The following is a 24,482-nucleotide window of genomic DNA, read 5'->3' on the forward strand; positions in this document are numbered from 1 at the left end:
ACCAATGCTAGCCAGGCGGCTTCACGAAATCTGCAGGCCTCCGTTGATGTCGTACGTCGCGGCCGTGATGAAGCCAGCGTCCTCGCCCATCAGGAACACCATGAGCGCTGCGATGTCCCGGACCGAGCCGACCCGGCCCACCAGGATGTCCGCCGACATTGCCGCCTTGCGTTCTTCCGTCAGGGTGCCGCCCATGATGTCCGTGTCCACGGGACCGGGGGCGATGCAGTTGACGGTGATGCCGTGCTGGCCCATTTCCCGGGCCAGCGCGCGTGTGAACCCGATGATGGCAGCCTTCGAGGCGCTGTAGGCCACCTTGGAGTAGGTGCCGCCGCCGCGCTGCGCCGAAATCGAGGAGACACTGACGATCCTGCCGAGCTTGCGTTCGATCATCCCCTTGAGCACCCGCTGGGTCACCAGGAACGTGCCGGTCATGTTGATTTTGAACACCCGCTCCCACGCTTCGAGCGTTTCGTCCATGAACTCCGTGGGGGAACTGATGCCGGCCAGATTGGCCAGGCCGACAATCGGGGGCAACGTCGATTCCACTTCGTCGATGGCCGCGTTCACGGTTGCCTGGTCGGACACGTCAGCGCCCACGCCCAAGGCCTTGACGCCATAGACGGACGTGATCTCCTCCGCCGCCCTCCGCGCCGCATCGCCGTCGATGTCCAAAATGCCCACTGCCCAGCCCTGGCTGGCCAGCATTTCCGCCGTCGCGCGGCCAATGCCTCGCGGAGACGCGGCGCCGGTCAGCACCGCGGTCCGCTCGGCCGGGAACGTTTCGTGTTGAGTCATGTTCCTCAGCCCTTCGTTGCCTGGATGTCAGTTCTTGATGTCGAACTCGTCGGCTGCAACTGCTTCCTCGCCGACCGCGGACGGCGTGCCAGGCTTCACATGGCCTTCAGGACGCTTGCGCGCGTAGAGGAAGGTGGCCACCGCTGTGATGCCCAGGCAGGCCGAGAGGAACACCAGGCCCGAACGGTTGTCGCCCGTGGCGTCGTTGAACAGGCCCACGGCGTACGGAGCCACGAAGCCGCCCAGGTTGCCCAGCGAGTTCACCATGGCCAGGCCGGCTGCCGCAGCCGCGCCCACCAGGGCTGTCGAGGGCATCGCCAGGAACGGTGCGATGGCCGAGTAGATGCCCATGGCGGCCAGTGTCAGGGCGATCAGGGCCAGGATGGCGTTGACCTGCACGAGGTAGCCGGCGGCCAGGAGGCCAATGGCCGCCATCACCATGCTGATGCTGGCGTGCATGACCCGGTTGCCGGTGCGGTCGGAGCGGCGGCCCCAGAAGTACACGAAGACGGCCGCGATGGTGTACGGAATGGCCACGATGAAGCCAACTTCGGTGGTGGTGAACCTGCCCAGGGCGGCAACGATGGTCGGCATCCACAGGCCCAGGCCGTAGATGCCGCAGACCAGGCCGAAGTACAGGGCCGAGTAGGCGATTGTCCGCTTATCCTTCAGGCCGGCGAGGAAGTGGTGCGGCTGGCCCTTCTGCTTGTGCGCCAGTTCCTCGTCCATGGTCCGGGTCAGCCATTCGCGCTCGTCGTCGGCCAGCCAGCGGGCGTGGCTTGGGCGGTCGGTCATCAGGACCGGCGTGAGCAGGCCGAGGAGGATGGCGGGGATGCCTTCGATGATGTACAGCCACTGCCACCCGTGGAGGCCCCAGATGCCGTCCATCTGCAGGAGCAGCCCGGAGACAGGGGCGCCCAGGGCGTTGGAGATCGGCTGCGCCAGGATGAAGATGCCCAGCACGGTGACGCGCTGCGCGGCCGGGAACCACAGCGTGAGGTAGAACAGCATGGCCGGGAAGAACCCTGCCTCGGCAGCGCCCAGCAGGAAACGGATGATGTAGAACGTGACTTCGCCATTGACCAGTGCCATGGCCGTGGCGAAGATGCCCCAGGAGATCAGGATGCGGGCAATCCACTTCCGCGCTCCAAATTTGTACATGCCAGCGTTGCTGGGGATCTCCAGCAAGGCATAGCCGAGGAAAAAGATGCCAGCACCGAGGCCATACGCGGCAGCGCTGAGGCCGATGTCCTCGCTCATGGTCAGCTTCGCGAAACCGACGTTGTTCCGGTCCAGATAGGCGATGAAGTAGAGCAGAACGATGAGCGGCATGAGGCGGTTACGCACCTTCCGCAGCGTTCTCTGGCCTAGCTCGTCCAGCTGGTTCGCAGGATTCATGGACGACATGGTGCACCTCGCTTTAGGAACGGGCCCGCCGGGGTTCCGCAGCGGAACAGTTAAGGTTTACCACTCTGCAACCTAATAGTCACCATGCTTACCAACTACACTTTTGGCGCCATCCCGGGGGTCGGAAGGCCGTTTCAGCGCCCGGACTGCAGCCAGTCCAGGAGCCGTTCCAAAGGCCAGGTAGTGATGATCCGGTCCGCTGGCACACCGTTCAGCTCCGCGCGTTCCGCTCCGTATTGCAGGAAGTCGAGCTGGCCAGGGGCGTGGGCGTCACTGTCGATGCTGAACAGGCAGCCGGCGTCGAGCGCCAGCTGCATGAGGTTGTCCGGTGGATCCTGCCGCTCGGGCCGGGAATTGATCTCGACGGCGACCCCCGCCTCTGCGCACGCCGCGAACACCCGCTCGGCGTCGAATTCAGATTCCGGACGGGTCCCCCGCGATCCTTGCAGCAGGCGTCCCGTGCAGTGGCCCAGAACATTCGTGTGGGGATCGCCGATGCCGGCGAGCATCCTGTCCGTCATGGTGCGGCGGTCCGAGCGGAGCTTGGAGTGCACGCTGGCCACCACCACGTCCAGCCTGTCCAGCATGTCCGGTGCCTGGTCCAGCTCACCGTTCTCCAGAATGTCCACCTCGATGCCGCTCAGCAGCCTGAAGCCTCCGGCCCCGTCCTGATTCACCCGGGCATCGTTCACTGAGCCCTCATTCCACCGGGCCACGACGTCGAGCTGTTCGCTGAGCCGCTCGGCGCTCAGCCCGTTGGCAATCTTGAGGTTGGGCGAATGGTCTGTCAGGGCGAGGTATTCGCGGCCCAGGAGCCGGGCGGCGTCGGCCATCTGCTCAATCGGAGACCCGCCGTCGGACCAGTCGCTGTGGCTGTGCAAATCTCCCCGGAGCAGCGGGCGCAGTCCGTTACCGCCGGCTGCAAGGGGTTTCGCGCCGCTCTGCCTCAGCTTCTCCAGATAGTCGGGCACAGCGCCGTCCACCGCCTGCCGGATGACCTGGAACGTGGTGTCCCCGATCCCCTTCGTCCGCTTCAGCCGGCCGTCCCGGGCCCGTTCGGCAAGGTCGTCCGGGTCCACGCCGCCGATGATGCCGGCAGCTCTCCGGAAGGCCTGGACCTTGAACGTTGGCGCGGCCCCGCGCTCCAGCCAGAATGCGATCTCATTCAGGGCGTCAACGGCATCCATTCGTTCCCCTTCCCGGCCGCTCCGGCGTCACGATACAGCTGGGGGTCCGTCCTGGTGCAGCTGGACGAAGTTGCCGCAGCCGTCGTCGAACACGGCAGAGATCCCGTACGGATTCTCGGACGGCTCGCCCTGGAACCTGACGCCCGCCGCGGTGAGCCGCTGGTGCTCGGCCCGCACGTCTGGAACGCCGAACACGATTGCCGGGAGTCCTGCGCCGTGAAGTCCGTTCATGTACGCCGCCGCGATCGGGTTGTCACTCGGTTCGAGAAGCAGGCCAGCGCTGCCGGCGTCGGAACCGGGATCCTTGATGATGAACAGGTTGTGCTCGGGCATGGCCGTGAGCGTTTCGAAGCCGAGGGTCTCCGTATAGAAGGTGTGGGCCGCGGCCGGGTCCTGGACATGGATGCTGCACATTTTGAGTCGCATGCGGCCAACGCTACGCCGCGTGGCGCCGGCTGCAAACCGTACACACCGGCGGCTATTGCCCGCGTGGCAAACATCGTGTGTCCGGGAAGCTGGACCCAAAACTGGCTCTAAGAATGAATCATCTGGCTTTCAGGTTGAGATTGCCGCGAATCGGAGAGAGGGGGTGACAGCCGCGGATATGGTGACAGGCATGGAATCAGTTCTGAAAATTGCACGGCGTTGGGGCGCCCCCGTGGCGGCCGTCATCTTCTTCTCCCTCTGGTGTGTCGCTGAGGCCGGCCGCATGGGAGGGTCCTGGCTGACATGGTCAGGGAACTGGCCACTGGCCCTGATGACATTGGCGGTTGCCACCGCCTCGTGGAAACCGCTGGTGTCTCTGGGGTTCACGGCCGCGCTGCTCGCCGCGCAGTTGAGCTATTCCATCCCGGCAATGGCATCCAATCACTGGGCCATCTACATCGGCTCATTCGTCGCTCTGGGCTTCATCCTGTGGACAGCCCCGCCTCGGATGCGGTTCATCGCTGCGGGCGCGAACGTGGCCGCCGCTGCCATCATGGCGTTCCTGATGCTCTCGTGGAGGTACGGCGGCGGTGTCGGCTGGTACCCCCCTGCGTACGCCGGCGACCGGTGGATGCTGCAGGACTATGGCTGGCAGCTGTTTGCGCTCCTCCTGCTAATCGCCGGGGCCTGCGCCGCCATCGGACTTCTACTCGCCCTATATCAGGAACGGGGCAGTCTGTTCCGGGCCCGGGAACAGGCCCAGAGCAGCCTGAAGGAAACCGAGGTCGACCTGATCGTGGAGCAGGAACGGACGCGCATCGCCAGGGATCTTCACGACGTCCTCGCCCATTCCCTGGCTGTCATTGCGGCGCAGGCTGACGGAACCCGCTACCTCAGCAAGGGCCAGCCCGCAGCCGTCCTTAACGCCCTTGACACCATCGCCCGGTCAGCTCGCAGCGCACTCGTGGATGCCCAACGCGTGATCGAGGGAGTCCGTGATGACGGCATGGTGACGCCCCAGCCCCGGCTGAGCGATGTCAAGCCGCTGATCGAAGGCATGCAGCGCGGCAGTTTGAACATCCACTCCAGCGAGTCTGGGACGCCCGTGGAGCTCTCGACGGGCCAGCAGGTGGCGGTTTTCCGGATCGTCCAGGAGTGCCTGACCAATGCCCTCAAACACGGCGGCCGCGGCACGGATGTGCGGCTCCACTTCGACTGGACCGGGCCCGGCCTCGCCCTGCACGTCGCCTCGGAAATTGCACCCATCGATCAGGAAAGCGCCGATGATCCAGTCCTGCCCCGGGTCGGGCGCGGACTTCCCGGCATGCGCGAACGCGCCCACCTCGCCGGAGGCTGGCTGACAGCCGGACCAGACGGCGAGCACTTCCGGGTGACGGTCTTCATCCCCTACGGAACCCGCGAAACCCACCCCGGCAACGAGACATCGCGCGCTGATGCGGAGGGCTCCCTCACCGAGATTGCCGGCTCGGAAGCCCATACAGTGCCAGCCGGAGCAGGCTTGGCGCGGCAGGCAGCGGCTGGACCGGAACCGATCGACCGTGGCTGATGCGGGCGCACGCGTCACCGTTGCCTTGGTGGATGACCAGCCCCTGTTCCGTGCGGGCATCCGCATGCTCATAGAGAGTCAAGAGGACATGGAGCTCTCCGGCGAGGCAGGCGACGGGGAACAGGCCGTAACGTTGGCCGCCGACCGGCGCCCAGACGTCATGCTGATGGACCTGCGCATGCCCGTCCTTGATGGCGTCGAAGCCACCCGGAGGATCGTGCAGCACGCCGAAGCGGCGGGCACGGACAAGCCTAGAATCATCGCATTGACCACTTTCAACAGGGATCAGGCCGTGGTGCAGGCGGTCCAGGCCGGGGCCAGCGGGTATCTGCTCAAGAGCGCGGAACCGGAATTCCTGCTGGCAGCCATCCGCACCGTTCACTCCGGATACTCCGTCGTCGCGCCAGGATCCATTCACTCCCTCTTTGAACATGCCGCACGCAGCGCTCCCGCCATGGGGCCGGACTTGTCCGTCCTGGACGTTCTCTCCGTGCGGGAGCGGGACGTCTTTCTGCTCGCGGCCAAGGGCTTGAGCAACGGCGAAATGGCGGAGAGCCTGTTCGTCTCCGAAGCCACTGTCAAAACTCATCTGCGCAGTGTGCTGGACAAGCTGGAGCTCCGCACCCGGCTCCAGCTAGTTGCCTTCGCCTATGAACGCCGTCTACTGGGCAACTGAACGGGCACGTGGCCGCAACTGCGCAGACAACGCTCCAGCCCCACTCCCGAAGGCGCTGACTGCTGAGCGGAAGCGCTAAACGTCGGCCCAGCCGGTGGGCGCGGGTGCATCGAGGAACGTGATCACGACGTCGCGCACGAGGTTGGTCCGCGCGAGCCCGAAGAAGTGCGTCGTGCCGGGGAACACCGCGAGCTGCGACGCGGGCACACCCTCGAAGTCGCCGTTCACATCTCCCCCGCGCAGTTGGAGGAACTTCACCGCGTGGTCGAGCTTGACCATGTCGCAGTCGCCCACCGTGAAGAGCGTGGGGGCGGCGATTCCGCGGATCTCGTCGTCGCTCCATCCGGCCTCGCCCGCGCCGTAGCGCGCGAGCTTGTCGAGCAGGCCCTGCAAATGCTCGCGATCGGGATGCGGCGACACGGCTAGGTAGCGTTCCTCCATCGGGGTTCCCGCGATCATGTCCACCGTCATCTCCGCGACCGCCTCGGCGTTGCCGCCACGGTCGCCCTCTGGCCGGAACGACACCGACGAAACGACGAGCTTGCGCACAAGTTCTGGGTGGCGGATCGCGAGGTCCAGCGCGACCGCACCGCCGACGCTGAACCCGAACACGTCGACGTTATGGACACCGAGGTGCTCGAGAAGCCCGATGACATCGGATGCCAGGTCAGAAGTGCCCAGCGGCCGATCGATGTCGTTGGTGCGTCCGTGCCCTTGGAAGTCCGTGGCGATCACCCTGCGCCCGGCCGACAAGCTCGGGATCAGCGCGCCGAACTGCTGCTCGATGTCGAAGAGCCCGCCGTGCAGGAGCAACAGCGGGGTGCCGCCATCGCCGCCGTCGCCGTGCAACTCGTAATACATCTGGAGCCCATTGACCGACGCGTATCCGGCTTCGGGTGCGGCTGCCGTCTGGTCAGTCATCCACGAGCCTCCTCTGGCCTACGCGTGCGTCTTGTCCTCAATCCTGACACTGCACACGGTGCGCCGGCCAGTGCTTGACAGAGACAACCGGGCCGATCGTCTAGTTCATGAGTCGCCGCCGGAACGGCTCCGGAATGAGCTCGCCGCTAGCCTACGCAGACTGCTTGACCTGTGCGGCCGCAGGGGCTGGAATTGAAGCAGCCCGAATTACCGGGCAGGGCCCGTCGCTTGGAGGTGCTGTGGTGCCCGCCGTATCCGAAGCGGTCCCGCTGGGACCGCTGCAGCTTGTCATCTGGGCCGTGGTGCTGACCGCCGCCGTCGCTTGCACGGTGATCGCCCTCCGGCACCATGCCGGGAAGCCCGACGCCGATGGTTCAGACCCGCTGTTCTGGGACCTCTTCGGCGGCGCTGCCGTGATTGCCCCGGCCCTGCTCATTCCCGCAGTGGCGTCCCCGCAGGCCGGTCTGGCGCTGGCGGCAGTCGCCGTCACAAGCGGCGTTGCCGCCTATCGCGGCAGCCCGCGGATCCTGGACTGGTATGGCGCCCGGCGCCAGCGGCGCCTGGACATCCCGCAGCGCGAGGCCGCCGTCGAGCTCCACAATGCGGTCCTTAGCCGCTGGCGGCGCTACGAGCTGGACCCCGCGTTGGCCATCGGTTACCCGGACATGGCGGACGTGGCCAGGCCGGAAACCTCGGCATTCGTGAAGGCGATGCGGGAGGCGGAGATGCTGAGATCCTCATCCGACCCTGGATACGTACCGGCCGTTGCACGGCTGGAACTCGCGCTGGGCCGCGCCGAAACCGCAGCAGGCGTCCCGGGCGGCGGCGGGCATGGACTAGGGCAACCCCGCGGCACCGAAGCCGCTCCGCAGCCCTGAACCTGCCGGGTGCCCTGCCCGCGGCAGACCGGCCGTCAGCCCGTTCCGATCTGGCCGACCATCCAGAGTGCGCCCTTGGCGCCGTCGCGTTCTGTCCACGTGTCCCGGAACGAGTCGGCACCGCCCCCGCCGATGGCAAGGGGCTCTCCCGAACGCGCCACAACGTTCTTGCCGGCGTCGAGGATTTCGAAGGACTTCGAATCGCCTTTGACGGTGTACCCCTGAGGCCATACGGGGGTAGTCACCAAATCTCCGGCCGTCTTCGTGTGGACGCAGCCGTTTTCGTCAATTGCCAACGTGCCCCGGTGGAGCGCTTCCATACCGCTCAGCTGGGGTATGTCAGATGTGACGATCCGGAGGGACGAGGAGGATGAACATCCACTGACGGCCGCTGCTAAAGCCACGGCTGAGCCAAGAATCACCAGTCTTGGCCACTGGGCATCCAGGGGGAGGCGCAACCTACGTACCAGCCGCGTCTTCGAGGGTTGCAGGGGCGAACAAGGCGGCAGCCACGTCCTCCCTCAGGAAGTAACTCCGGCGTTCCAGCGGTTCCAGGCTGCCGCGCACGACGTAATAGCCCCTGCCTTCTCCGGGCCCGCCGGCAGCGCGGTCAATGGCATCGATCAGTTCCTTGTCCAACGGGAAATCCGGCCCGCGTTCCTGCAGCAAGGCAAGGTCTTCCGGTAGCAGTGAACTGATCATTCCGTGGATATCCGGCATGGTCCGCATCCTTCGTCTCGGCAACGCTCCGCTATGGTGACGTCCCCCCGTCGGGCAGAACCGCATGACTAATTCCCCGGTTCGTCCACCCCGATTGTAAGTGCAGGACAACGGCGCGGCCAGACCTCCTCCCGCAGGCCGGGAGCGGGCCATAGGATGGGCCCATGTCAACCTATTCGGTCACCCGCAGCGCCCTCATCCCCGCCCCCGCTCAGGACGTTTTCCCGCTGGTCAACAATTTCCACGAATGGACCAAATGGTCGCCGTGGGAGGCCGTGGACCCCAACATGAACCGCACCTACTCGGGCCCGGAATCAGGCGTGGGCGCGAAGTATGCATGGAACGGAAACCGCAAAGCGGGCTCGGGCAACATGGAGATCGTCGGCTCGCAGGAACCGGACAACGTCAACATCCGGTTGGAGTTCACCAAGCCGTTCGCGGCAGTCAATCCCACCACCTTTACGTTCGTTCCCGAGGGCACCGGCACCCGCGTCACCTGGACCATGACCGGCGAGCACAAGGGCATCGGCAGGGTGTTCGGCCTGTTCATGAACATGGACAAGATGGTGGGCGGAGACTTCGAAAAGGGCCTGGCCGCGCTGGGCGCCGCCGCGGCATCGCGCAAAGCCTAGGAAGGCATGCCGTGATCCGGCACGCCCCCAACGGACGTGCCGGATCACGGATACTGCGCAAACGCTAGCTCCGGCCGGCGCTTCCCGCCGGCAGAAGCCGCTGGCCCTCCAGGTAGCCGAATAGCTGCCGGAGGCCGAAGGTCCACTCGGGCAGTTCCTCCGAAGCGCCTACGCGGTTGATGAGGGCCCCGAGGTGCCGGCTGCGGATAGTGACCACGTCGCCGTGCTTGTGCGTGAAGCCCTGCCCGGGTTCGTCCCGGTCCTGGGTGGGCGCGAACAGTGTCCCGGTGAACAGGGCGAAGCCGTCCGGATACTGATGGTGCCTGCCGTGTGTGGCCGCCACCAGCTCCTCGAATGGCCGGCTGATCCTTGCCACGGTGTTGCGGCCCTCGAGCCGGTAGCCGTCCGGGCCTTCCACGCCCAGCAGGATCTCCTCCTCGCGCAGGGTGTCCAGGGTGAATGCACCATCGAACAGCCGGATCAGTGGGCCCAGGGCGCTGGACGCGTTGTTGTCCTTAGCCTTGCCCAGCAGGAGGGCACTGCGCCCTTCCACGTCCCGCAGGTTGACGTCGTTGCCGAGCGTCGCGCCCACCACCTCGCCCCGGGAGGTGACCACCAGCACCAGCTCCGGTTCCGGGTTATTCCAGGAGGAGAAGGCCGGGATTCCGATGCCCGCGCCGAGCCCCACGGAGGACAGCACGGGCGCCTTGGTGAAGACCTCGGGGTCCGGGCCGATGCCCACCTCCAGGTACTGCGACCACAGGCCCTCATCAATCAGGACCCGCTTCGCCTCGGCAGCCTCGGCGGACCCCGGACGGACCGCGCCAATGCTCCCGCCGAGGGCCTTGCCCACCAGCTCGCGCATCTCCGCTGCACGCCCGGCGTCGCCGGCGCAGCGCTCCTCGATCACGCGCTCGATCATGCTGTCCACGAACGTCACACCGCAGGCCTTGATGACCTGCAGGTCAACCGGCGCCAGCAGGTGCGGGCGGGCGGTGTCACCTTCCAGCGAGGCATTTACGACGTCGGAAGTCACCCACCGCGGTACGGCCAGGTCCTGGTCCAGCAGCGCCGCACGCACCGCGGCCGCGGGGTCCGGCAGCTCGAGCAGTTCCGAAACCGTGCCAGCCACGCGCTGCAGATCAAAGACCTCGGAGCCGCTGACCGCCACCACCCGGGGGCCGCCGGTCTCGACGTCCCAGACCCGGCCCACGAGCAGGGCCTGCCCCACATCCTCCGGTAGGACCGACGCCGCCAGGTCCGCCACGCTGCTCACGGCTGTTCCTCCTGGCTGCCGGCATCCTGGTTGACGGCATCCTGCCGGTGAGCCGAAGACGGCCGGCGCCAGACGCCGTCGACCCTTTGCGGGACATTCCACGGGTTCCCGTCCCGCAGAGGCTCCGGCAGGCGGCCGGAGGGGAACGATTGGTAGGCCACCGGGCGGAGGAAGCGGCGGATAGCCGCCGTCCCCACGGATGTGGTGGCGGACGTCGTCGCGGGGTAGGGGCCGCCGTGGTGCTGGGCGTAACTGACAGTGACGCCGGTGGGCCAGCCGTTCCAGAGCACCCGGCCGCTGATGTCGGCCAGGCGGGCTGCGAGCTGGGCAACGTCGTCGCCCTCTTCGGCCTGCAGCGTGGTGGTCAGCTGGCCTTCCAGGAGTCCAGCCAGCCCGGCCAGTTCGGACTCGTCCCCGTATTCGACCACCAGGCTTGCCGGGCCGAACATCTCCTGCCGCAGGATTTCCGGGTTCCTCCGCACCGCATCCGCCGTGGTGTGCAGCACCGTAGGGGCCGGCGCAGCGGCGAAGTCGCCCTCCACCAGCAGCTCCACGCCCGCGGTGTCCTGCAGGCGGCGGACGGCGTCCGTGTAGCCCTCGTGAAGGCGTTCGCTGAGCAGTTGTGCCGGTGTGAAGTCCGCGAGGGCGGCCGTCAGGAGACCGCGGACGTCCGCGTCCTCCGCCGCCGAGCTGCCGTCCGACGTGCCGTCCGCCGAGCCCGCCGGGACGAACAGCAGCCCCGGCTTGGTGCAGAACTGTCCCATGCCCAGGGTGAACGAGCCCGCGTATCCGGTGAGGATTTCCTCGCTGCGGGCCGTCCAGGCCTTCCGGGTGACGAAGACGGCGTTGATGCCGCCCAGCTCCCCGAAGAACGGAATGGGCTCCGGCCGCGCCGCGACGCGGTTGAGCAGCGCCCGGCCCCCCGCCGTCGAGCCCGTGAAGCCGATGGCCTTCACCAGCGGATGGTCCACCAGCGCTTCGGCGGCCTGCCGGCCGATGATCAGGGAAAAGAGGCCCGACGGCGCCCCGGCGGCATCCAGCGCAGCGGTCACCGCTTGGGCGGTGCGGACCGCGAGCTCCCGGTGCCCGTCATGTGCCTTGTGCACGACGCCGCAGCCAGCGGCGAGCGCCGAGGCGCTGTCGCCGCCCATCACGCTGAATGCGAAGGGGAAGTTCGAGGCACCGAAGACCCCCACCACGCCGAGCGCAACGTTGTAGCGGCGCAGGTCCGGCCGCGGTCCCATGCCCCAGGAGGAATCCGCGTGGTCGATGGTGGCGTCAAAGTGCTCGCCCTGTACGATTTCCGCCGCGAAGAGCCGGAGCTGGAAAACGGTGCGTTTGAGCTCGCCTTCCAGCCGCGGGGCGCCGAGGTGCGTCTCCCGGCCGGCGATCTCAACGAGCGCCGCCGAGTCCTGTTCCAGGCCGGCTGCGATGGCCTCGAGCCACGCGGCGCGGGCGGCAGGATCCGCCGTCCGGCCCTGTTCGAAGGCGGCATGGGCGGCCTCGACGGCAGCCTCGAGCTGGTCGGGTCCGGTGGGCACTCCGGCCGCGGACGTCCGGAGCGCTGTGTCCGCGGTCATCGGCCGGCCGCCGCGGGGAGCAGCGAGGCGCCCGTGACGGCTGCCCGGTTGCCCACTTCCTGCCAGCCTGCGCCGGCGGGGAATTCCCAGCGGGTGCGTGCGGCGCTGAACATTTCGGCACCCGTGCCCGGGAGCTTCGGCACGGCGTAGCGTCCGTTGACGATCCGGACGGGCTCCGCGAAGTGCTCGTGCAGGTGATCGACGTATTCGATCATGCGGCCCTCCTGGCTGCCGCTGACGGCGGCGAAATCAAAGAAGGAGAAGTGCTGGACCAGTTCGCAGAGGCCCACGCCGCCGGCATGGGGGCAGACCGGTACTCCGAACTTCGCCGCCAGCAGGAGGTTGGCGATGTTCTCGTTGACGCCGCCCACGCGGGTGGAGTCGAGCTGAAGGACGTCGATGGCGCCGGCCTGCAGGAGCTGCTTGAACACGATTCGGCTGGCCACGGCTTCGCCGGTGGCCACCCGCACGGGCGAAATGCCCTTCCGGATCTCGGCGTGGCCCAGGATGTCGTCGGTGCTGGTGGGTTCTTCGATCCAGTACGGGTTGAACTCGGCCAGCTGGTTGACCCACTCGATGGCCTCGGACACTTCCCAGCGCTGGTTGGCGTCGATCGCGATCGGGAGCTCACCCACGGCCTGGCGGGCCAGGGCCATACGACGGCGGTCGTCATTGATGTCGCCGCCAACTTTGAGCTTGATCATGGAGAAGCCGTCTGCCGCGGCTTCCCTGCTCAGCCGGACCAGCTTTTCGTCGCTGTATCCGAGCCAGCCCGGCGAGGTGGTGTAGGCCGGGTAGCCGTCTTTCTGCAGCGAGGCGATGCGCGCCGCCTTGCCGTCCTGGCCGGCGCGCAGGATGTCCAGCGCCTGCTGGGGGTTGAGGGCGTCGCGGATGTGGGTGAAGTCCACCACGTCCACGATCTCCTCGGGGGACATCTCGCTCAGCAGGAGCCATAGGGGCTTGTTCTCGCGGCGGGCGCGGATGTCCCAGAGGGCGCTGACCAGGGCGCCGCAGGCCATCTGCGTCACGCCCTTTTCGGGTCCGAGCCAGCGCAGCTGGGAATCGTGGATGAGGCGCTTGGACGCTCCGCCAAGGTCGTAGATCAGCTCGTCGATGTCCCGGCCCGTGAGCAGGCGGGCGTAGGCGTCGATGGCGGCGGTCAGGATCTCGTTGCCGCGGCCGCAGCTGAACACAAAGCCGTGGCCTTCGTCGCCCGCATCGGTGCGGATCACTACATAGGCGGCGGAGTAGTCGGGGTCGACGTTGACCGCGTCGGAACCGTCGAGTTCCAGGGACGTCGGGAAGCGGACGTCCTGGGTGGTGATGGAGGTGATGGAAGGCATGGATCTCTTCTCTCGTGGGCCGGACTGGAGGTTTGCGCGATTTCCTATATGAATTTCAGTAATCATATAGGAACTGTGACGCAGATCAAGCCCCGTTCTCGCGAATCCCCGCTCCGAGGCCGCGGCGGCGCAGAAAAATGCCCCGGCCACAGGGCCGGGGCTGAGGTGCGGCATGGAACCCGCTTACCTGATGATCCGCTTCCGGGGCGGCCCGCTGTCCTCCAGCGGCGACAGTTCCGCGTGCCCCTCGAAGGCCTGGGCGAAACGGTCAAACGAGTTGCGGATGTGCTCGGCCATTGCAGCCTCGGCCTGTTCCGGCAGGCACGCCTCGATCGCGTCCCGGACGGCCGTATGCTCGGCCACGGTGATGGCGCCGTCGACGTCGGCGGGGTACAGGCGGAAGGTGTGGAGGTGGCAGTGGGTTTGGGCAAACGCGTGGCGGACCACCGGATTGCCCGAGGCCGCGAGGATGGTGTCGTGAAAGCGCGTGTCATGGGCCACGAGGTCCTGCCGCAGGTCTCCCGAACTGGCCATGATTTCCCGGAACCCGGTAAGCTCCTTCCCCAAGGCAGCCGCGGGATTCGCCAGCCGGTCCACGGCGGCTGAGCGCGCCGCCCAGGGCTCCACGAGGAGCCGGAATTCAAACAGCGAGCGCAGCTCGGCCAGGCCCAGCAGCGGGGTGGTGCTGTAGCCGCGCCCCGGGCTATAGACCACCAGGTTGTCGCCCTCGAGGCGCTGCAGCACTTCCCGCACCGGCGTCTGCGAAACCCCGAGGCTGCGCGCAACGGCATCGATGTTGATGCGCGTGCCCGGTGCAATTTCGCCCTCCAGGATGGCGGCGCGCATGGACGAATAGACGTCACTGACAGCGGCTTTGCCTCGTGAAGTATCGGACGATTGACGTGGTGGCACGTGCTTACCTCTTGGTTCTGGTCTGACGGGAGTCGCTTGGGGAATCATAAGCCACGCCGCTCCGGGAACGGGGTCAGGAAGTTTTTTGGGGCAGGACTTGATCCGGATCACATTATCTATATGATTAACCAGATTCCTATATGATTTTGGCGCCGATATCTTCGGCGTCTTTCCTCCCCGCCGGTGCCCCAAGGCACCCGAAGCCATGTTCACGTCGAAGGAGACCGCATGACTGCGCTCGGAAGTAAGACCGCCACCAAGTCATCCCCCACACCACCGCGCCTGATGACCCGGAAGCGTTGGGTCATTATCTGGCTCGCCTTCATCGGGCTCAGCATCAACTACCTTGACCGCTCCAGCCTGAGCGTCGCCCTGCCGTTCATGGGCAAGGACTTCGAGCTCACCGCCACACAGCAGGGGCTCATCTTTGCCGCCTTCTTCTGGGCGTACGACTTCTGCCAGCTCGCCGCCGGCTGGTACGTGGACAAGGTGGGACCGCGCAAGTCATTCTCGCTGGCCGCAGTATGGTGGTCCGTCTTCACCATGGTGACGGCCGCCGCGACGAACTTCTGGTCGCTCTTCGCCGCCCGGTTCCTCCTCGGCGTCGGCGAGAGCCCGGCCCCCAGTACCGCCGCCAAGGTGGTGGCCACCTGGTTCCCCGTCCGGGAGCGGGCCTTCGCCACCAGCATCTGGGACTCCGGATCGCGGGTGGGCGCCGTCATCGCGCTGCCCGTCGTCACCCTGATCGTAGCCCTCACCTCCTGGCACGCGGTCTTCATCATCATCGGCATTGCCGGCATCATCTGGGCCGCCGTCTGGTGGAAGGTGTACCGCAGCCCGCAGGAACACCCGGGAGCCAATGCCGCCGAGGTGGCCTACATCGAGGAAGGCGGCGCCCGCGGCGAAGCGAGTGACGATGCCAACGCAGCGAAGCTGCCGTGGCGCTCACTCTTCAAATACCGCACCGTCCTCAGCATGATGTTCGGCTTCTTCTGCCTCAACAGCGCCATCTACTTCTTCATCACCTTCTTCCCGAGCTACCTCGTCAAGGAACGCGGCTTCGACCTCCTCAAGCTCGGCATGTTCGGGGCGATTCCCGGCATCTGCGCCGTGCTGTGCGGCTGGCTCGGCGGCTACCTGGCCGACCGCGCCGTCCGGGCCGGGGTATCCGTCACCAAGGTCCGCAAGACCGCCATCGCCGGCGGCCTCGCAGGCGGTTCCGTCATCATGTTCGCCGCGCTGGTTCCTGAAGCATGGATGGCCCTAGCGCTGCTGTCCCTGGCGTACTCCAGCCTCACCGTTGCCGCCACCGGGATCTGGTCGCTGCCGGCCGACGTCGCACCCAGCTCACGGCACGTGGGCTCCATCGGCGGCCTGCAGAACTTCGCCTCCAACCTGGCCGGCATCTTCACGCCGATCCTGATCGGTGTGCTTGTTGACCAGACCGGATCGTTCGTGGCACCGCTTGCCGTGATCGGCGCAATCTCGCTGATCGGCGCCGCCAACTACCTGTTCGTCATGGGCAAGATCGAACCCCTCAAGGTGAAGGAGCCGGTACCGGCGGCCTGAGCGGCCCCTCCGGGAGCACGGCTCTAGGAACCCGCACCAAAAAGCGAAAGGCCGCCATCCGGGTCATCCGGATGGCGGCCTTTTGCGTGCCTGGTGCCGTTGTGCAGCTACAGCTCCACGGTCCCGCTTTCGCCGACGCTCATGCGGCTGTGGGTGACCTTGGACTTGACCCACTGCAGCACGGTGGCCGCAGTTCCGCCCGGACTGGTCCAATATTCCGCGGAGTCCGAGTCGACGCGCAGCAGGACCACCTCGGGGGTGTCGGGTCCGTCCGGGAACCACGCCTCTACGGTCTGGTTCCACATCTCGTGGATCTTCGCGCGGTCCCGGACCACTTCCGCGGTTCCGGCGACGGACACCCATTCTGTCCGCTTGCCGAAGGACACGTTGACCCGTGGATCCGCGCCGATGTGGGCCACCTGGGAGGTTCCCTCCCCGGTGAAGAACCACATGTCGCCGTCGTCCTTGACGTCCTGGACGGCCAGCGGCCGGCTGACGAGAGCGCCTGTTTCGTTGATGGTGGTGAACATTCCGATATGGGAATCGTTGATGATGTCCGTGACCTTGCTGATGCTTTCGGTTTCCGGCATGCTGTCACCTCGTTCTGTCAGTACGTTCTTTCCGGGCATTCTGTCCGTGTGGGAATTTCCCCTCGGACCAGCGTATTGGTAAGTGTGCTTACTTTCCACCCTGTGCCGTCCCGCGCCGTCTTTCGCCCGCTTGCGGCCGCGCCGTCGAGCCGCTATAGCCCCCGCGCCAGCACCTGGCCCTTGAAGAACTCCGGCCTGATCCTGGCCATCACCAACATGACCACCACGCCCAGCAGGATCACGCCCATGCCCAGGATGAACACCATCCCCACGCCGCCCACGGATGAGCCGGAGCCGTATTCGGGATCCATCGAGTCGTAAGCGGTCTTGAAGAACATGACCAGCAGGATCACGCCGCCCAAGAGGGGTGCCAGGAACTTGAAGAAGAAGGCGCGGGCGCTGCTGAACGCCAGGGCCCGGAAGAACCAGACGCAGGCCAGGGCCGTGATGCCGTAGTAGAAGCAAATCATCATGCCCAGCGCCGTGATGGTGTCCCACAGGGCGTTCTCGGAGGTTGTCCTGGTGATGACATAGAACGCTGCTGCGGCTACGGCGGCGGCGATCGTGGCATAACTCGGAGACTTGAAGGCAGGGCTGACCTTGCCGAAGGCCCGCGGCAGCGCCCTGTAGTGACCCATGGCCAGCAAGGTCCGGGCCGGAGACACAAACGTGGACTGCAGTGACGCCGCCGAACTGCTGAGGATGGCCAGGGACATCAGGATGGCGAACGGGCCCATGACCGGCCCGGACAGCACGGCGAAGATGCTCGACTGGTTGTCCGGATTCCCGGCGCCCAGTCCGGTCTCGCCCACGCCGGCGAAGGACAGGGTGGCCAGGGCGGCCACCATGTAGATGGCCATGATCACGACGACGGTCACGGTCGCCGCCCGCCCCGGCGTCTTCTTGGGATTCCTGGTTTCCTCGTTCATGGTGAGGGTCACGTCCCAGCCCCAGTAGATGAAGATCGAGAGGGAAACGCCAGCCGCAAACGAGGAGAAGGAGTCCACGGCGAAGGGGTTGAACCAGTCGGCTGAAATGACCGTGGCGTCAAAGGCGGAACCGTTGGCCACGTGGAGGAACGCGGACACCGCGAACCAGCCGAGCACCAGCAGCTGGAAGCCCACCAACACGTACTGGACGCCCTTGGTGGTCTCCATCCCCCGGTACGAGATCCAGCACGCCAGCGCAATGAACACCAGGGTGGTGGCGATGTTCACCGGCAGGTTGGTGGCCAGCTCCGCGAGTTCGGGGTTGCCGAACAGCTGGGAGAGCATGAGATAGAAGAAGTCGACGGCGACTGCCGCCAGGTTGGACAGCACGATGATGGTGGCGGCGATCAGCCCCCAGCCGCCCATCCAGCCGATCCACGGGCCAAAGGCCCGCGTCGCCCACGTGAAGGAGGTCCCGGCGTCGGGCATTGCGTTGTTTAGTTCGCGGTAGCCGAGCGCGACGAGCAGCATGGGGATGAAACCCACCAGGAAAATTGCCGGCAGGTGCACGCCCACCTCGGACACCGTGGGACCAAGCGCGGCGGTGAGCGTGTAGGCCGGAGCGATGCATGACACCCCGATCACCACCGCCCCGATCAGCCCCACGGAGCCGGCTTTCAGGCCCTTTTCGCTCAGCGTCTTATGCGATGCATCCGTGCCCTGGGGGGCGGCGGCTTCAGTGCTCATGGGATTGCCTCTTCGAAATTTTCATTCGTCGTTGAATGGGTGGGGGCCGGGGCCCGTCAGCCGACGGCGGCCGCGGCGTCGGCGAGGTCTGCCTCGACGGTCGCCGCTGTGCTGTGCGCTGCGGTGCTGTGGGGTGCTGCCGCCTTTCCCGCTTCGGCGGCGATGCGTTCCGCCGTGAACTGGCCCATGCGGACGGCGCCGTCCACGTGCTGGTAGCCCTCGGCGGCGAGGTCGGAGGAGCACCAGTAGATGGGCCCCACCGGCGCGTGCTGGTCCTTGCCGTAGCGGTGCAGGCCGCCGAGGTCATAGCTGGAGGCATAGGCGCCGCGGGTCCACTCCTCCGAGCCCCAGTCGGATTCGTAATAGACCTCCGGCTCCAGCGCCTTCTCCCCGAGGAAACCGGCGATGGATTCCAGGACGGCGCGCTTGCGGTCCTCCGCACTCAGTTCGAAGACGGCGTCGGCCTTTTCGTCCGAAACGAAGCCCACGAGGGTTCCGCGCGGGTCCCCGTGGTTGGTGTTGTCGTAGACCTCCTGAACCAGGGACCCGGCGCCGAAGCCGGTACCCGACAGCCCGTCCTCGCGCCAGAACGGCGTGCTGTATACGGCATGCACCTTGATCACCAGGCCCAGCGACTGGTGCTGGTGCATCTGGTGCTGCCGGCGCGGCAGCGGCGGGTTAAAGGAGACGCGCGAGTACAGGTTCGGCGGCACGGCCATGATCACGAAGCGGGCGTTGACGGTGGCGCGCTCGGAAACAGCGGTGACACGGTAGCCTGCCCTGTTCCCGCCGTCGGAGATTGACTCCCAGTTGATGGTGCGCACCGGACTGTCAAGCACGACGTCGGCACCCAGTTCCGCTGCCTGCAGCAGGGACACCTGCTGCATTCCGCCGATCACGCGCTTGTCCAGGATGAAGTCCTCATCCGTCAGGTGGGTGAAGGAGCCGGCGGAGGCGGCCATCAGCACGGCCTGCAGTGCGGAGAAGGCGTGGGCCGGTTTGGTCAGCATGCCTCCGGCGATGAAGAGGCCGATGTTGTTGCAGGCTTCCTCGTCCGCGGAGTGCCGGCGGAGCCAGTGGTGGAACGAAATGGTGTCCAGCTCCCGCGCCTTGGGGTGGGCCCAGGGCTCGGTGGGGCCGATTTCGGCGGCTAGGGCGTCAAGCAGTCCGGTGAGCTTGTCCATTTCGGCGGCCGTGGTGGCGCTGACGGGGAATGAGTCCCCGGCGTAGCGGACCGGGGTGCCGTCCGCGCCGATATAGACCGACTCGCCGTCGCGGTAGCGGGAATAGGTCTCGAGGCCGAGCTCGCCCAGGAGCGCCAGCAGGGCTGTCTGGTCCGGCGAAACCCACTGGCCGCCGATTTCCAGCATGGCCCCGTCTACGGTGTCCGTCCACGTGCGGCCGCCCACGCGGTCGCGGGCCTCCAGGACAGCAACGGTCAGGCCGGCCTTCTTCAGTTCACGGGCCGCAGTGAGCCCGGAGGGGCCGGCGCCTACGACGACGACGTCGCGGTCAAGATTCAGCATGATGTCCTCTCTGTGGCCGCCGAGTGATGCGGACCACTAAATGAATGCCATTCATTTATGAGAAACTATAGCGCCTTTGCCTTGCCCGGGGAAGAGGCTGATGGAATGAATTGGCATAGGGAATAATGCTGAGAACACCGCCCGCAGAAAGGCCACCAATGCCGGCATCACCAGCCGCCCCCGGAAGCACAGCCCTGGGGGAACCGAGATCCGAGGCCGGCCGGCGCCGGGCCGGTCGCCCGGTGGGCGGGGTCCTGGACAAGGCCGGCATCACGGCCGCCGCGTTGGAACTCATTGAAAAAAAGGGCTACGTCGGCCTCACCATGGCCGCACTGGCCCGTTCGCTTAACGTGGCGCCGTCGGCTCTCTACAACCACATGGAGTCCAAACGCGACGTACTGCTGCTGGTCGAAGACCACCTCGCCGCCCTGGTCGACGTGTCGGCCTTCGGCTCAGAACCGTGGGAGGAAGCGGTCCGGAAGTGGGCGTGGAGCTACCGGGACGTCTTCTCCCGCCACACCCCGCTGATTCCTGTCATCGCCGTGCTCCCCGTGACAGACGCCCCGCAGACGCTCGCCATGTATGAAACCGTGAGCGTGGGATTCCGCGACGCCGGCATCCCGGAAGAGCGGATTGTGTCGTCCATCGTGGCGCTGGAGTCGTTCATTTTCGGCTCGGCCTACGACGTCACCGCACCCGCGGACATCTTCGACTCCGGCTCCATGGCCGAAGCCACGCCCAGTTTCACCGGCGCGGTGCGCAGCCTGGCCGCGCAGGGGCACGAACGGCCGGCGGACGTGGCGTTCAGCCTGGGACTCGAGGCACTGATCGCGGGGCTCGGGGCGCTCCGCGAGTAGGCGCGCCTTCTACACTGTCTGGATGGAAGCTACGGTCAGCGACGTGCCCGTGCATTACGCCGAGTACGGCAGCGGCACGCCGGTTCTCGCTCTGCACGGGGCTGGTTCGGATCACAGAGAGATCGCCGGCGCTCTTGAACCGTTATTCAGCACCGTGCCTGGCTTCCGGCGCATATATCCGGACCTGCCGGGGATGGGCCACACCCCGGCGCCGGGGACGATCACGAGCAACGATGACGTCCTGGACGTTCTTCTCGGCCTCATCGCCAGCACCATTGGTGATGAACGGTTTCTTGTCATCGGCCATTCCTACGGTGGGTACCTAGCCCGAGCGATTGCCGATCTGAGACCTGACCAGGCTGTCGGGCTGGCGCTCATCTGCCCGGTTGGCGCGCATACGCGTGACGTGCCCCGGCACGGGGTCCTTGTGTCCTCGGCCGATCTGACCGGCGAAATGGACCCGGATCTCGATGCTACTTACCGCAGCTACTTCGTTGTGCAGACGACGGAAACTCTGCGCCGGTTCCAGGAGCACGTGGCTCCCGCAGCGTCACTCGTTGACGAATCGAGCCTGATGCGAATCTTTTCGCACTGGACGCTGCGGGATCGGCCGGAAGCGGCGACAGCCTATCCGCATCCAGTGTTGATCCTTGCCGGGCGGCAGGACGCCACGGCCGGGCACGCGGGCCCGTGGGAGCTGATGGAGCACTACCCACGCGCTACCTTCGCCGTACTCGATCGCGCCGGCCACGCTCTGATTCACGAGCAACCCGACCTCGCGCAGACGCTCGTTGCCGAATGGCTCACCCGCGTTCGTGAACGCCTCGCGACATGACGCAGTCGCCCGCAGTGCGCGCCTGCCTGCAGAGTGTTCCTTTTAGGCCATCGCAAGTGACTTTTCCGTCTCTGAAGAAAATTTCTGAAGGTGCGGGTTCCTCAAACAGGACCGGTTTGTAACGCTGGAGGCATGACCATGGATGAGGTTGTCGAATTCGTGAAAAGCTTCGACGGCACACTCGCCGTCATTCCCGGCCCCGGAGACGGCTCGCCCGAAATCGCCTGGGGTGATGTTTTCTTCTACTACGCCCCGGACGGCACCATGCCGAAAGCAACTCAACCGTTTGCGACCATCGTGACGAAGAACTATCCCGATGACGAGCGGTCACGCCTTGACCGGCCAGGATCCTTCCGCGTCAATGTCGCGGCCGGGAAGGCCGCCTTCGTTGAGTGGACGGGCCACCAACCCGCAGAACCGGCGGACGACACCGACCCGAGCATGCCGGACACCGTCTTCGCCCATCCCGTCTACGGAGCCTTGGGGTGGCTGGCTGTGGTCAACCCGGGGCCGGCGACGACGCAGGCTCTGCAAAATATGCTTCGCAAGGCATACGAGTTCGCCCGCTCCCGTTATGAACGCAGAAGATCCATTTAGCTCCATGGAAGGTCGTCAAAGTGTCCGATTCTGATCTCGACGCCCTGCGCAAACGGGCCGCGCAAGGTGACCCCGACGCCGTCGCGGAACTCGTCGAACTTGCCGGCGAGCGGGAGGATTTCGAGGAGCTGCGGCGGCTTGCCGACGCCGGCAGCAGTGATGCTGTGGACCAGCTCGTTGAGCTCGCCACGGAAAAAGGCGACGTGGACGAGTTGCGCCGCCTGGCCGGCGGCGGCAACAGTGACGCGGCCGACGTCCTCGCCGAGCTGGCTGACGAAGCCACCGAAGATTAGGGTTACCTGCCGGCCCCCGCCGGCTCGTACCATTTGAGCACGCGCAGCGCCCTGAGGGTGTTCCACCTGCTCGGTCGCCCGTCGCCGTCCTCCAAGTCAAAATGGACCCGTCCGGGATGCGAGTTTTCCAGCAGCCAGGTGCCGTCGGGCTGCCGTTTCGAGCGCAGCACGTCAACCGCTTCGGCGAGGCGTGGGTCCGGGGCGCCGCCAGCGTCCCGGAAGTAATCTAGGCCGCGAAGTACGTCGTAGAACCACCGCGTCGGGTACGAGAATTCCAGCCAGTCCGCGTCGATGAGCTCACCGGTGCTCTTGCGCCGGAGAAGTGCGCGCTCGAGCAGGTATTCCCCGCCGCGCTGCCGGGCTGCGACCGACGCCGGCGTCCCCCCTGTGGCGCGCTCGTGTTCCAGCAGCCCCTCGAGCACGTTGATCGTGGTCCCAAAGGACGACCTTGTAGAGCCCCGCTCCGCCTCGCAGTTCCAGCCCCCGTCCGCGAGCTGCTCGCCGAGCAGCCGAGCGACAACGCCGTCGACGTTTTCGCCGAAGTAAGCCCCGAGGGCCACCGCCATGCCATTAATGCACGGCTCCACTTCCCCGTCGAAGAACGGCTGACCGCCCTCCTCCCAGCGGCTGTTCTGGCGGACGAGTTTGACCGCACGGCGGGCCTCGTCGCCGCCGGGTTCGAGCCCGAAGTCGCGCAGGAGCAGCAGGCTGTAGGTTGTGGCGGTCCAAGGCTGGCCGTTCTCGGATTCATCGAACTGCGACGGGAAGTACGTGCCCCCGTCCCACTGGCCGTCATCGCCTTGCAGCGCAAGCAGGCGGGCGCCCCAGCCTTCGGTGGCAACCCGTAACCGCTCGGCGTGGACCTCCTCTGCCGGCGCGTCGGTGAGATCGCGCAGGACGTGCCAGCGGATCGAAGGGTCAGAGTCGAGCAGCCAATCCAGGACCTCCATCCCCTCAAAATACACGCGCACGCAAGAATGGGCGACGGCGGCGCCGTCACCCATTCCGCGTGTTCAGTACTCCCGATCTCCGCTTCAGCGGCAGCTCAGGGGCGGAAGATCAAGAGAAGCGACCCGGCCGGAAGGTGGCCAGCATCGGATGCCGGTTTCCGGTCAGGATTTCCCCCGCGAGAAGTTCGCCCGCGATGAGCCCGAGGGTGGCCCCGGAGTGCGTGAAGGCCACGAAGCAGCCCGGAGCCTGGCCCAGTTCGCCGAAGACGGGCTCGCCGTCGCCCGGGATGGGCTTGTAGCCGATCTTCCACGACGCGGGCTTGAGCTCCGGGTTGCCACCAATCAGCTTGGACGCTTCATCAGCCAGCGCCTGGACAACGTCCTCCGGGATGCTGAATGTGCCGTCCGCATGCTCTCTGATGCTCCCCTCATACCAGTCGTGGTCGAGGGCGAAGGTGCTTCCGGGGTTGGGACGGATGGCGGCCCGGGGGGTGTTCATCACCGCGGCAACCTTATGCTCTACCGGTTTGGTCACCACCAGCATGGAGACGGGCGAACCGTTCGGGATCTCGACGCCGAGCGGTGCCACCACTGCGGGTGTTGCGGCCCCGCACGCCACCAGCACCGCATCAGCGTCGAACGTCTCGCCGGCCGCTGTCTCGACGCCGGTGGCCCGGCCGCCGTCGACCATCACGGACGCCTTGCCGGCGTTGAGCACCAACTCGCCGCCGCGGGCGTGGAATTCCTCCATGAGGTAATCCACCAGGTCCGGCAGGCTGACCCAGCCTTCACCGGGGTTGAAGATGGCGTTCTCCGGTACGGCGCCGGCATCGATGCCCGGCGTGACCGCCGCAATCTCCGCCGGCTCCAACAGCTTGGAGTCATAGCCCACAGACTTCTCGTAGGCGTGGCGGGCCTCCGTGACAGCCTTTTCCCCGGCCGCATTCCACATGAGGCCGCCGCCAAATTGCAGCCATTCCCGGCTCGGATCTGCGGCGAACAGCGTGCGGTACCGGTCGACGCCGGCGAGTCGCAGCAGGTGATACGGCGTGGACCGCTCCCCCGCGGAATTCAGCCAGGAGAGCGAGCGGCCACTCGCTTCACTCGCCAGACCGGCTTCGGTCAGCAGGACCACCGAGGCGCCTCCGCGGAGCAGGTGGACGGCGGTGGAGACTCCGAGGATGCCGCCGCCGATGACGGCGACGCGTTTGGTTAAAGCTGTGGAGGACATACGTCTCCCCTTTCTGATGGTGTTTGGGGTGCTCT

The 24,482-nt window shown here is 66.4% G+C and carries 25 protein-coding genes; 9 read left to right on the forward strand and 16 right to left on the reverse strand.

The annotated features are described in order from the left end of the window. Window positions 1–21: 21 nt before the first annotated feature. From CXQ90_RS15520 to CXQ90_RS15535, 4 genes are all read right to left on the reverse strand, one after another. Entirely contained in the window at window positions 22–798 is a 777-nt protein-coding gene (locus tag CXQ90_RS15520; protein WP_104140270.1) for an SDR family NAD(P)-dependent oxidoreductase, read from the reverse strand. Window positions 799–825: 27 nt separating this feature from the next. Continuing rightward, window positions 826–2,205, reverse strand: a complete 1,380-nt coding sequence (locus CXQ90_RS15525) for an MFS transporter (RefSeq protein ID WP_104140271.1) — start codon at window positions 2,203–2,205, stop codon at window positions 826–828. Between the two features lie 134 nt (window positions 2,206–2,339). Then, window positions 2,340–3,392 carry a PHP domain-containing protein gene (locus CXQ90_RS15530; RefSeq protein ID WP_104140272.1) on the reverse strand — a complete coding sequence of 351 codons (1,053 nt, stop codon included), beginning with the start codon at window positions 3,390–3,392 and terminating at the stop codon, window positions 2,340–2,342. Window positions 3,393–3,419: 27 nt separating this feature from the next. Beyond that, complete coding sequence (locus CXQ90_RS15535) at window positions 3,420–3,818, reverse strand: VOC family protein (RefSeq protein WP_104140273.1); 399 nt, start codon at window positions 3,816–3,818, stop codon at window positions 3,420–3,422. Between the two features lie 190 nt (window positions 3,819–4,008). Here CXQ90_RS15535 and CXQ90_RS15540 point away from each other — a divergent pair, with 190 nt between their 5' ends. Together CXQ90_RS15540 and CXQ90_RS15545 are read left to right on the forward strand one after the other, a co-directional pair. Next, a complete protein-coding gene (locus tag CXQ90_RS15540; RefSeq protein ID WP_104140318.1) occupies window positions 4,009–5,385 on the forward strand; it encodes a sensor histidine kinase in 1,377 nt (458 codons plus the stop codon). Beyond that, entirely contained in the window at window positions 5,378–6,061 is a 684-nt protein-coding gene (locus CXQ90_RS15545; RefSeq protein WP_258064550.1) for a response regulator transcription factor, read from the forward strand. The genes CXQ90_RS15540 and CXQ90_RS15545 overlap by 8 nt, the downstream gene beginning before the upstream one ends. A gap of 75 nt (window positions 6,062–6,136) precedes the next feature. Here the strand turns inward: CXQ90_RS15545 and CXQ90_RS15550 are convergent, their stop codons facing one another. Next, window positions 6,137–6,982, reverse strand: coding sequence for an alpha/beta fold hydrolase (locus CXQ90_RS15550; protein ID WP_104140275.1), 846 nt, complete (start codon window positions 6,980–6,982; stop codon window positions 6,137–6,139). A gap of 242 nt (window positions 6,983–7,224) precedes the next feature. Between CXQ90_RS15550 and CXQ90_RS15555 the strand changes: the two genes are divergently transcribed. Then, complete coding sequence (locus tag CXQ90_RS15555) at window positions 7,225–7,860, forward strand: hypothetical protein (protein ID WP_258064551.1); 636 nt, start codon at window positions 7,225–7,227, stop codon at window positions 7,858–7,860. A gap of 35 nt (window positions 7,861–7,895) precedes the next feature. Here the strand turns inward: CXQ90_RS15555 and CXQ90_RS15560 are convergent, their stop codons facing one another. Beyond that, window positions 7,896–8,105: a hypothetical protein gene (locus CXQ90_RS15560; RefSeq protein WP_146068912.1), complete on the reverse strand. Its 210-nt coding sequence runs from the start codon at window positions 8,103–8,105 to the stop codon at window positions 7,896–7,898. Between the two features lie 214 nt (window positions 8,106–8,319). Next, the gene (locus tag CXQ90_RS15565) at window positions 8,320–8,580 is read right to left on the reverse strand and encodes a hypothetical protein (protein ID WP_104140277.1); all 261 of its coding nucleotides are present in this window, start codon (window positions 8,578–8,580) and stop codon (window positions 8,320–8,322) included. Window positions 8,581–8,744: 164 nt separating this feature from the next. Here CXQ90_RS15565 and CXQ90_RS15570 point away from each other — a divergent pair, with 164 nt between their 5' ends. Further along, complete coding sequence (locus tag CXQ90_RS15570) at window positions 8,745–9,212, forward strand: SRPBCC family protein (RefSeq protein WP_104140278.1); 468 nt, start codon at window positions 8,745–8,747, stop codon at window positions 9,210–9,212. A gap of 64 nt (window positions 9,213–9,276) precedes the next feature. On the opposite strand, the gene CXQ90_RS15575 is transcribed toward CXQ90_RS15570, so the two are convergent. The 4 genes from CXQ90_RS15575 to CXQ90_RS15590 form a co-directional block, all read right to left on the reverse strand. Continuing rightward, on the reverse strand, window positions 9,277–10,488 hold the full coding sequence (locus CXQ90_RS15575; RefSeq protein ID WP_104140279.1) for a fumarylacetoacetate hydrolase family protein: 1,212 nt from the start codon (window positions 10,486–10,488) through the stop codon (window positions 9,277–9,279). Continuing rightward, complete coding sequence (locus CXQ90_RS15580) at window positions 10,485–12,068, reverse strand: aldehyde dehydrogenase (NADP(+)) (RefSeq protein WP_104140280.1); 1,584 nt, start codon at window positions 12,066–12,068, stop codon at window positions 10,485–10,487. The genes CXQ90_RS15575 and CXQ90_RS15580 overlap by 4 nt, the downstream gene beginning before the upstream one ends. Beyond that, a complete protein-coding gene (locus CXQ90_RS15585; protein ID WP_104140281.1) occupies window positions 12,065–13,411 on the reverse strand; it encodes an L-fuconate dehydratase in 1,347 nt (448 codons plus the stop codon). The genes CXQ90_RS15580 and CXQ90_RS15585 overlap by 4 nt, the downstream gene beginning before the upstream one ends. A 183-nt stretch (window positions 13,412–13,594) precedes the next feature. Then, complete coding sequence (locus CXQ90_RS15590; RefSeq protein ID WP_104140282.1) at window positions 13,595–14,323, reverse strand: GntR family transcriptional regulator; 729 nt, start codon at window positions 14,321–14,323, stop codon at window positions 13,595–13,597. Window positions 14,324–14,551: 228 nt separating this feature from the next. Between CXQ90_RS15590 and CXQ90_RS15595 the strand changes: the two genes are divergently transcribed. After that, window positions 14,552–15,892, forward strand: a complete 1,341-nt coding sequence (locus tag CXQ90_RS15595; protein WP_104140283.1) for an MFS transporter — start codon at window positions 14,552–14,554, stop codon at window positions 15,890–15,892. Window positions 15,893–15,999: 107 nt separating this feature from the next. Here CXQ90_RS15595 and CXQ90_RS15600 read toward each other — a convergent pair whose 3' ends face one another. The 3 genes from CXQ90_RS15600 to CXQ90_RS15610 form a co-directional block, all read right to left on the reverse strand. After that, window positions 16,000–16,482: a pyridoxamine 5'-phosphate oxidase family protein gene (locus tag CXQ90_RS15600; RefSeq protein ID WP_104140284.1), complete on the reverse strand. Its 483-nt coding sequence runs from the start codon at window positions 16,480–16,482 to the stop codon at window positions 16,000–16,002. 152 nt (window positions 16,483–16,634) lie between these two features. After that, a complete protein-coding gene (locus CXQ90_RS15605; protein WP_104140285.1) occupies window positions 16,635–18,158 on the reverse strand; it encodes an APC family permease in 1,524 nt (507 codons plus the stop codon). 56 nt (window positions 18,159–18,214) lie between these two features. Then, entirely contained in the window at window positions 18,215–19,684 is a 1,470-nt protein-coding gene (locus tag CXQ90_RS15610; protein ID WP_104140286.1) for an NAD(P)/FAD-dependent oxidoreductase, read from the reverse strand. A 125-nt stretch (window positions 19,685–19,809) separates the two neighbouring features. On the opposite strand from CXQ90_RS15610, the gene CXQ90_RS15615 reads away from it, so the two are divergent. The 4 genes from CXQ90_RS15615 to CXQ90_RS15630 all read left to right on the forward strand — a co-directional run bounded on the left by CXQ90_RS15615 (window position 19,810) and on the right by CXQ90_RS15630 (window position 22,266). Further along, window positions 19,810–20,541 carry a TetR/AcrR family transcriptional regulator gene (locus tag CXQ90_RS15615; RefSeq protein ID WP_104140287.1) on the forward strand — a complete coding sequence of 244 codons (732 nt, stop codon included), beginning with the start codon at window positions 19,810–19,812 and terminating at the stop codon, window positions 20,539–20,541. Window positions 20,542–20,563: 22 nt separating this feature from the next. Next, window positions 20,564–21,376, forward strand: coding sequence for an alpha/beta fold hydrolase (locus CXQ90_RS15620; RefSeq protein ID WP_181038583.1), 813 nt, complete (start codon window positions 20,564–20,566; stop codon window positions 21,374–21,376). Between the two features lie 132 nt (window positions 21,377–21,508). Continuing rightward, on the forward strand, window positions 21,509–21,973 hold the full coding sequence (locus CXQ90_RS15625) for a DUF6194 family protein (protein WP_104140288.1): 465 nt from the start codon (window positions 21,509–21,511) through the stop codon (window positions 21,971–21,973). 20 nt (window positions 21,974–21,993) lie between these two features. After that, window positions 21,994–22,266, forward strand: a complete 273-nt coding sequence (locus CXQ90_RS15630; protein ID WP_104140289.1) for a hypothetical protein — start codon at window positions 21,994–21,996, stop codon at window positions 22,264–22,266. A gap of 2 nt (window positions 22,267–22,268) precedes the next feature. Here the strand turns inward: CXQ90_RS15630 and CXQ90_RS15635 are convergent, their stop codons facing one another. Together CXQ90_RS15635 and CXQ90_RS15640 are read right to left on the reverse strand one after the other, a co-directional pair. Further along, window positions 22,269–23,216, reverse strand: coding sequence for a hypothetical protein (locus CXQ90_RS15635; protein ID WP_104140321.1), 948 nt, complete (start codon window positions 23,214–23,216; stop codon window positions 22,269–22,271). Between the two features lie 109 nt (window positions 23,217–23,325). After that, the gene (locus CXQ90_RS15640) at window positions 23,326–24,447 is read right to left on the reverse strand and encodes an FAD-binding oxidoreductase (protein WP_104140290.1); all 1,122 of its coding nucleotides are present in this window, start codon (window positions 24,445–24,447) and stop codon (window positions 23,326–23,328) included. Between the last annotated feature and the right edge of the window lie 35 nt (window positions 24,448–24,482).

It is taken from the genome of Arthrobacter sp. ZGTC131 (genome assembly GCF_002929275.1).
Lineage (GTDB): Bacteria > Actinomycetota > Actinomycetes > Actinomycetales > Micrococcaceae > Arthrobacter.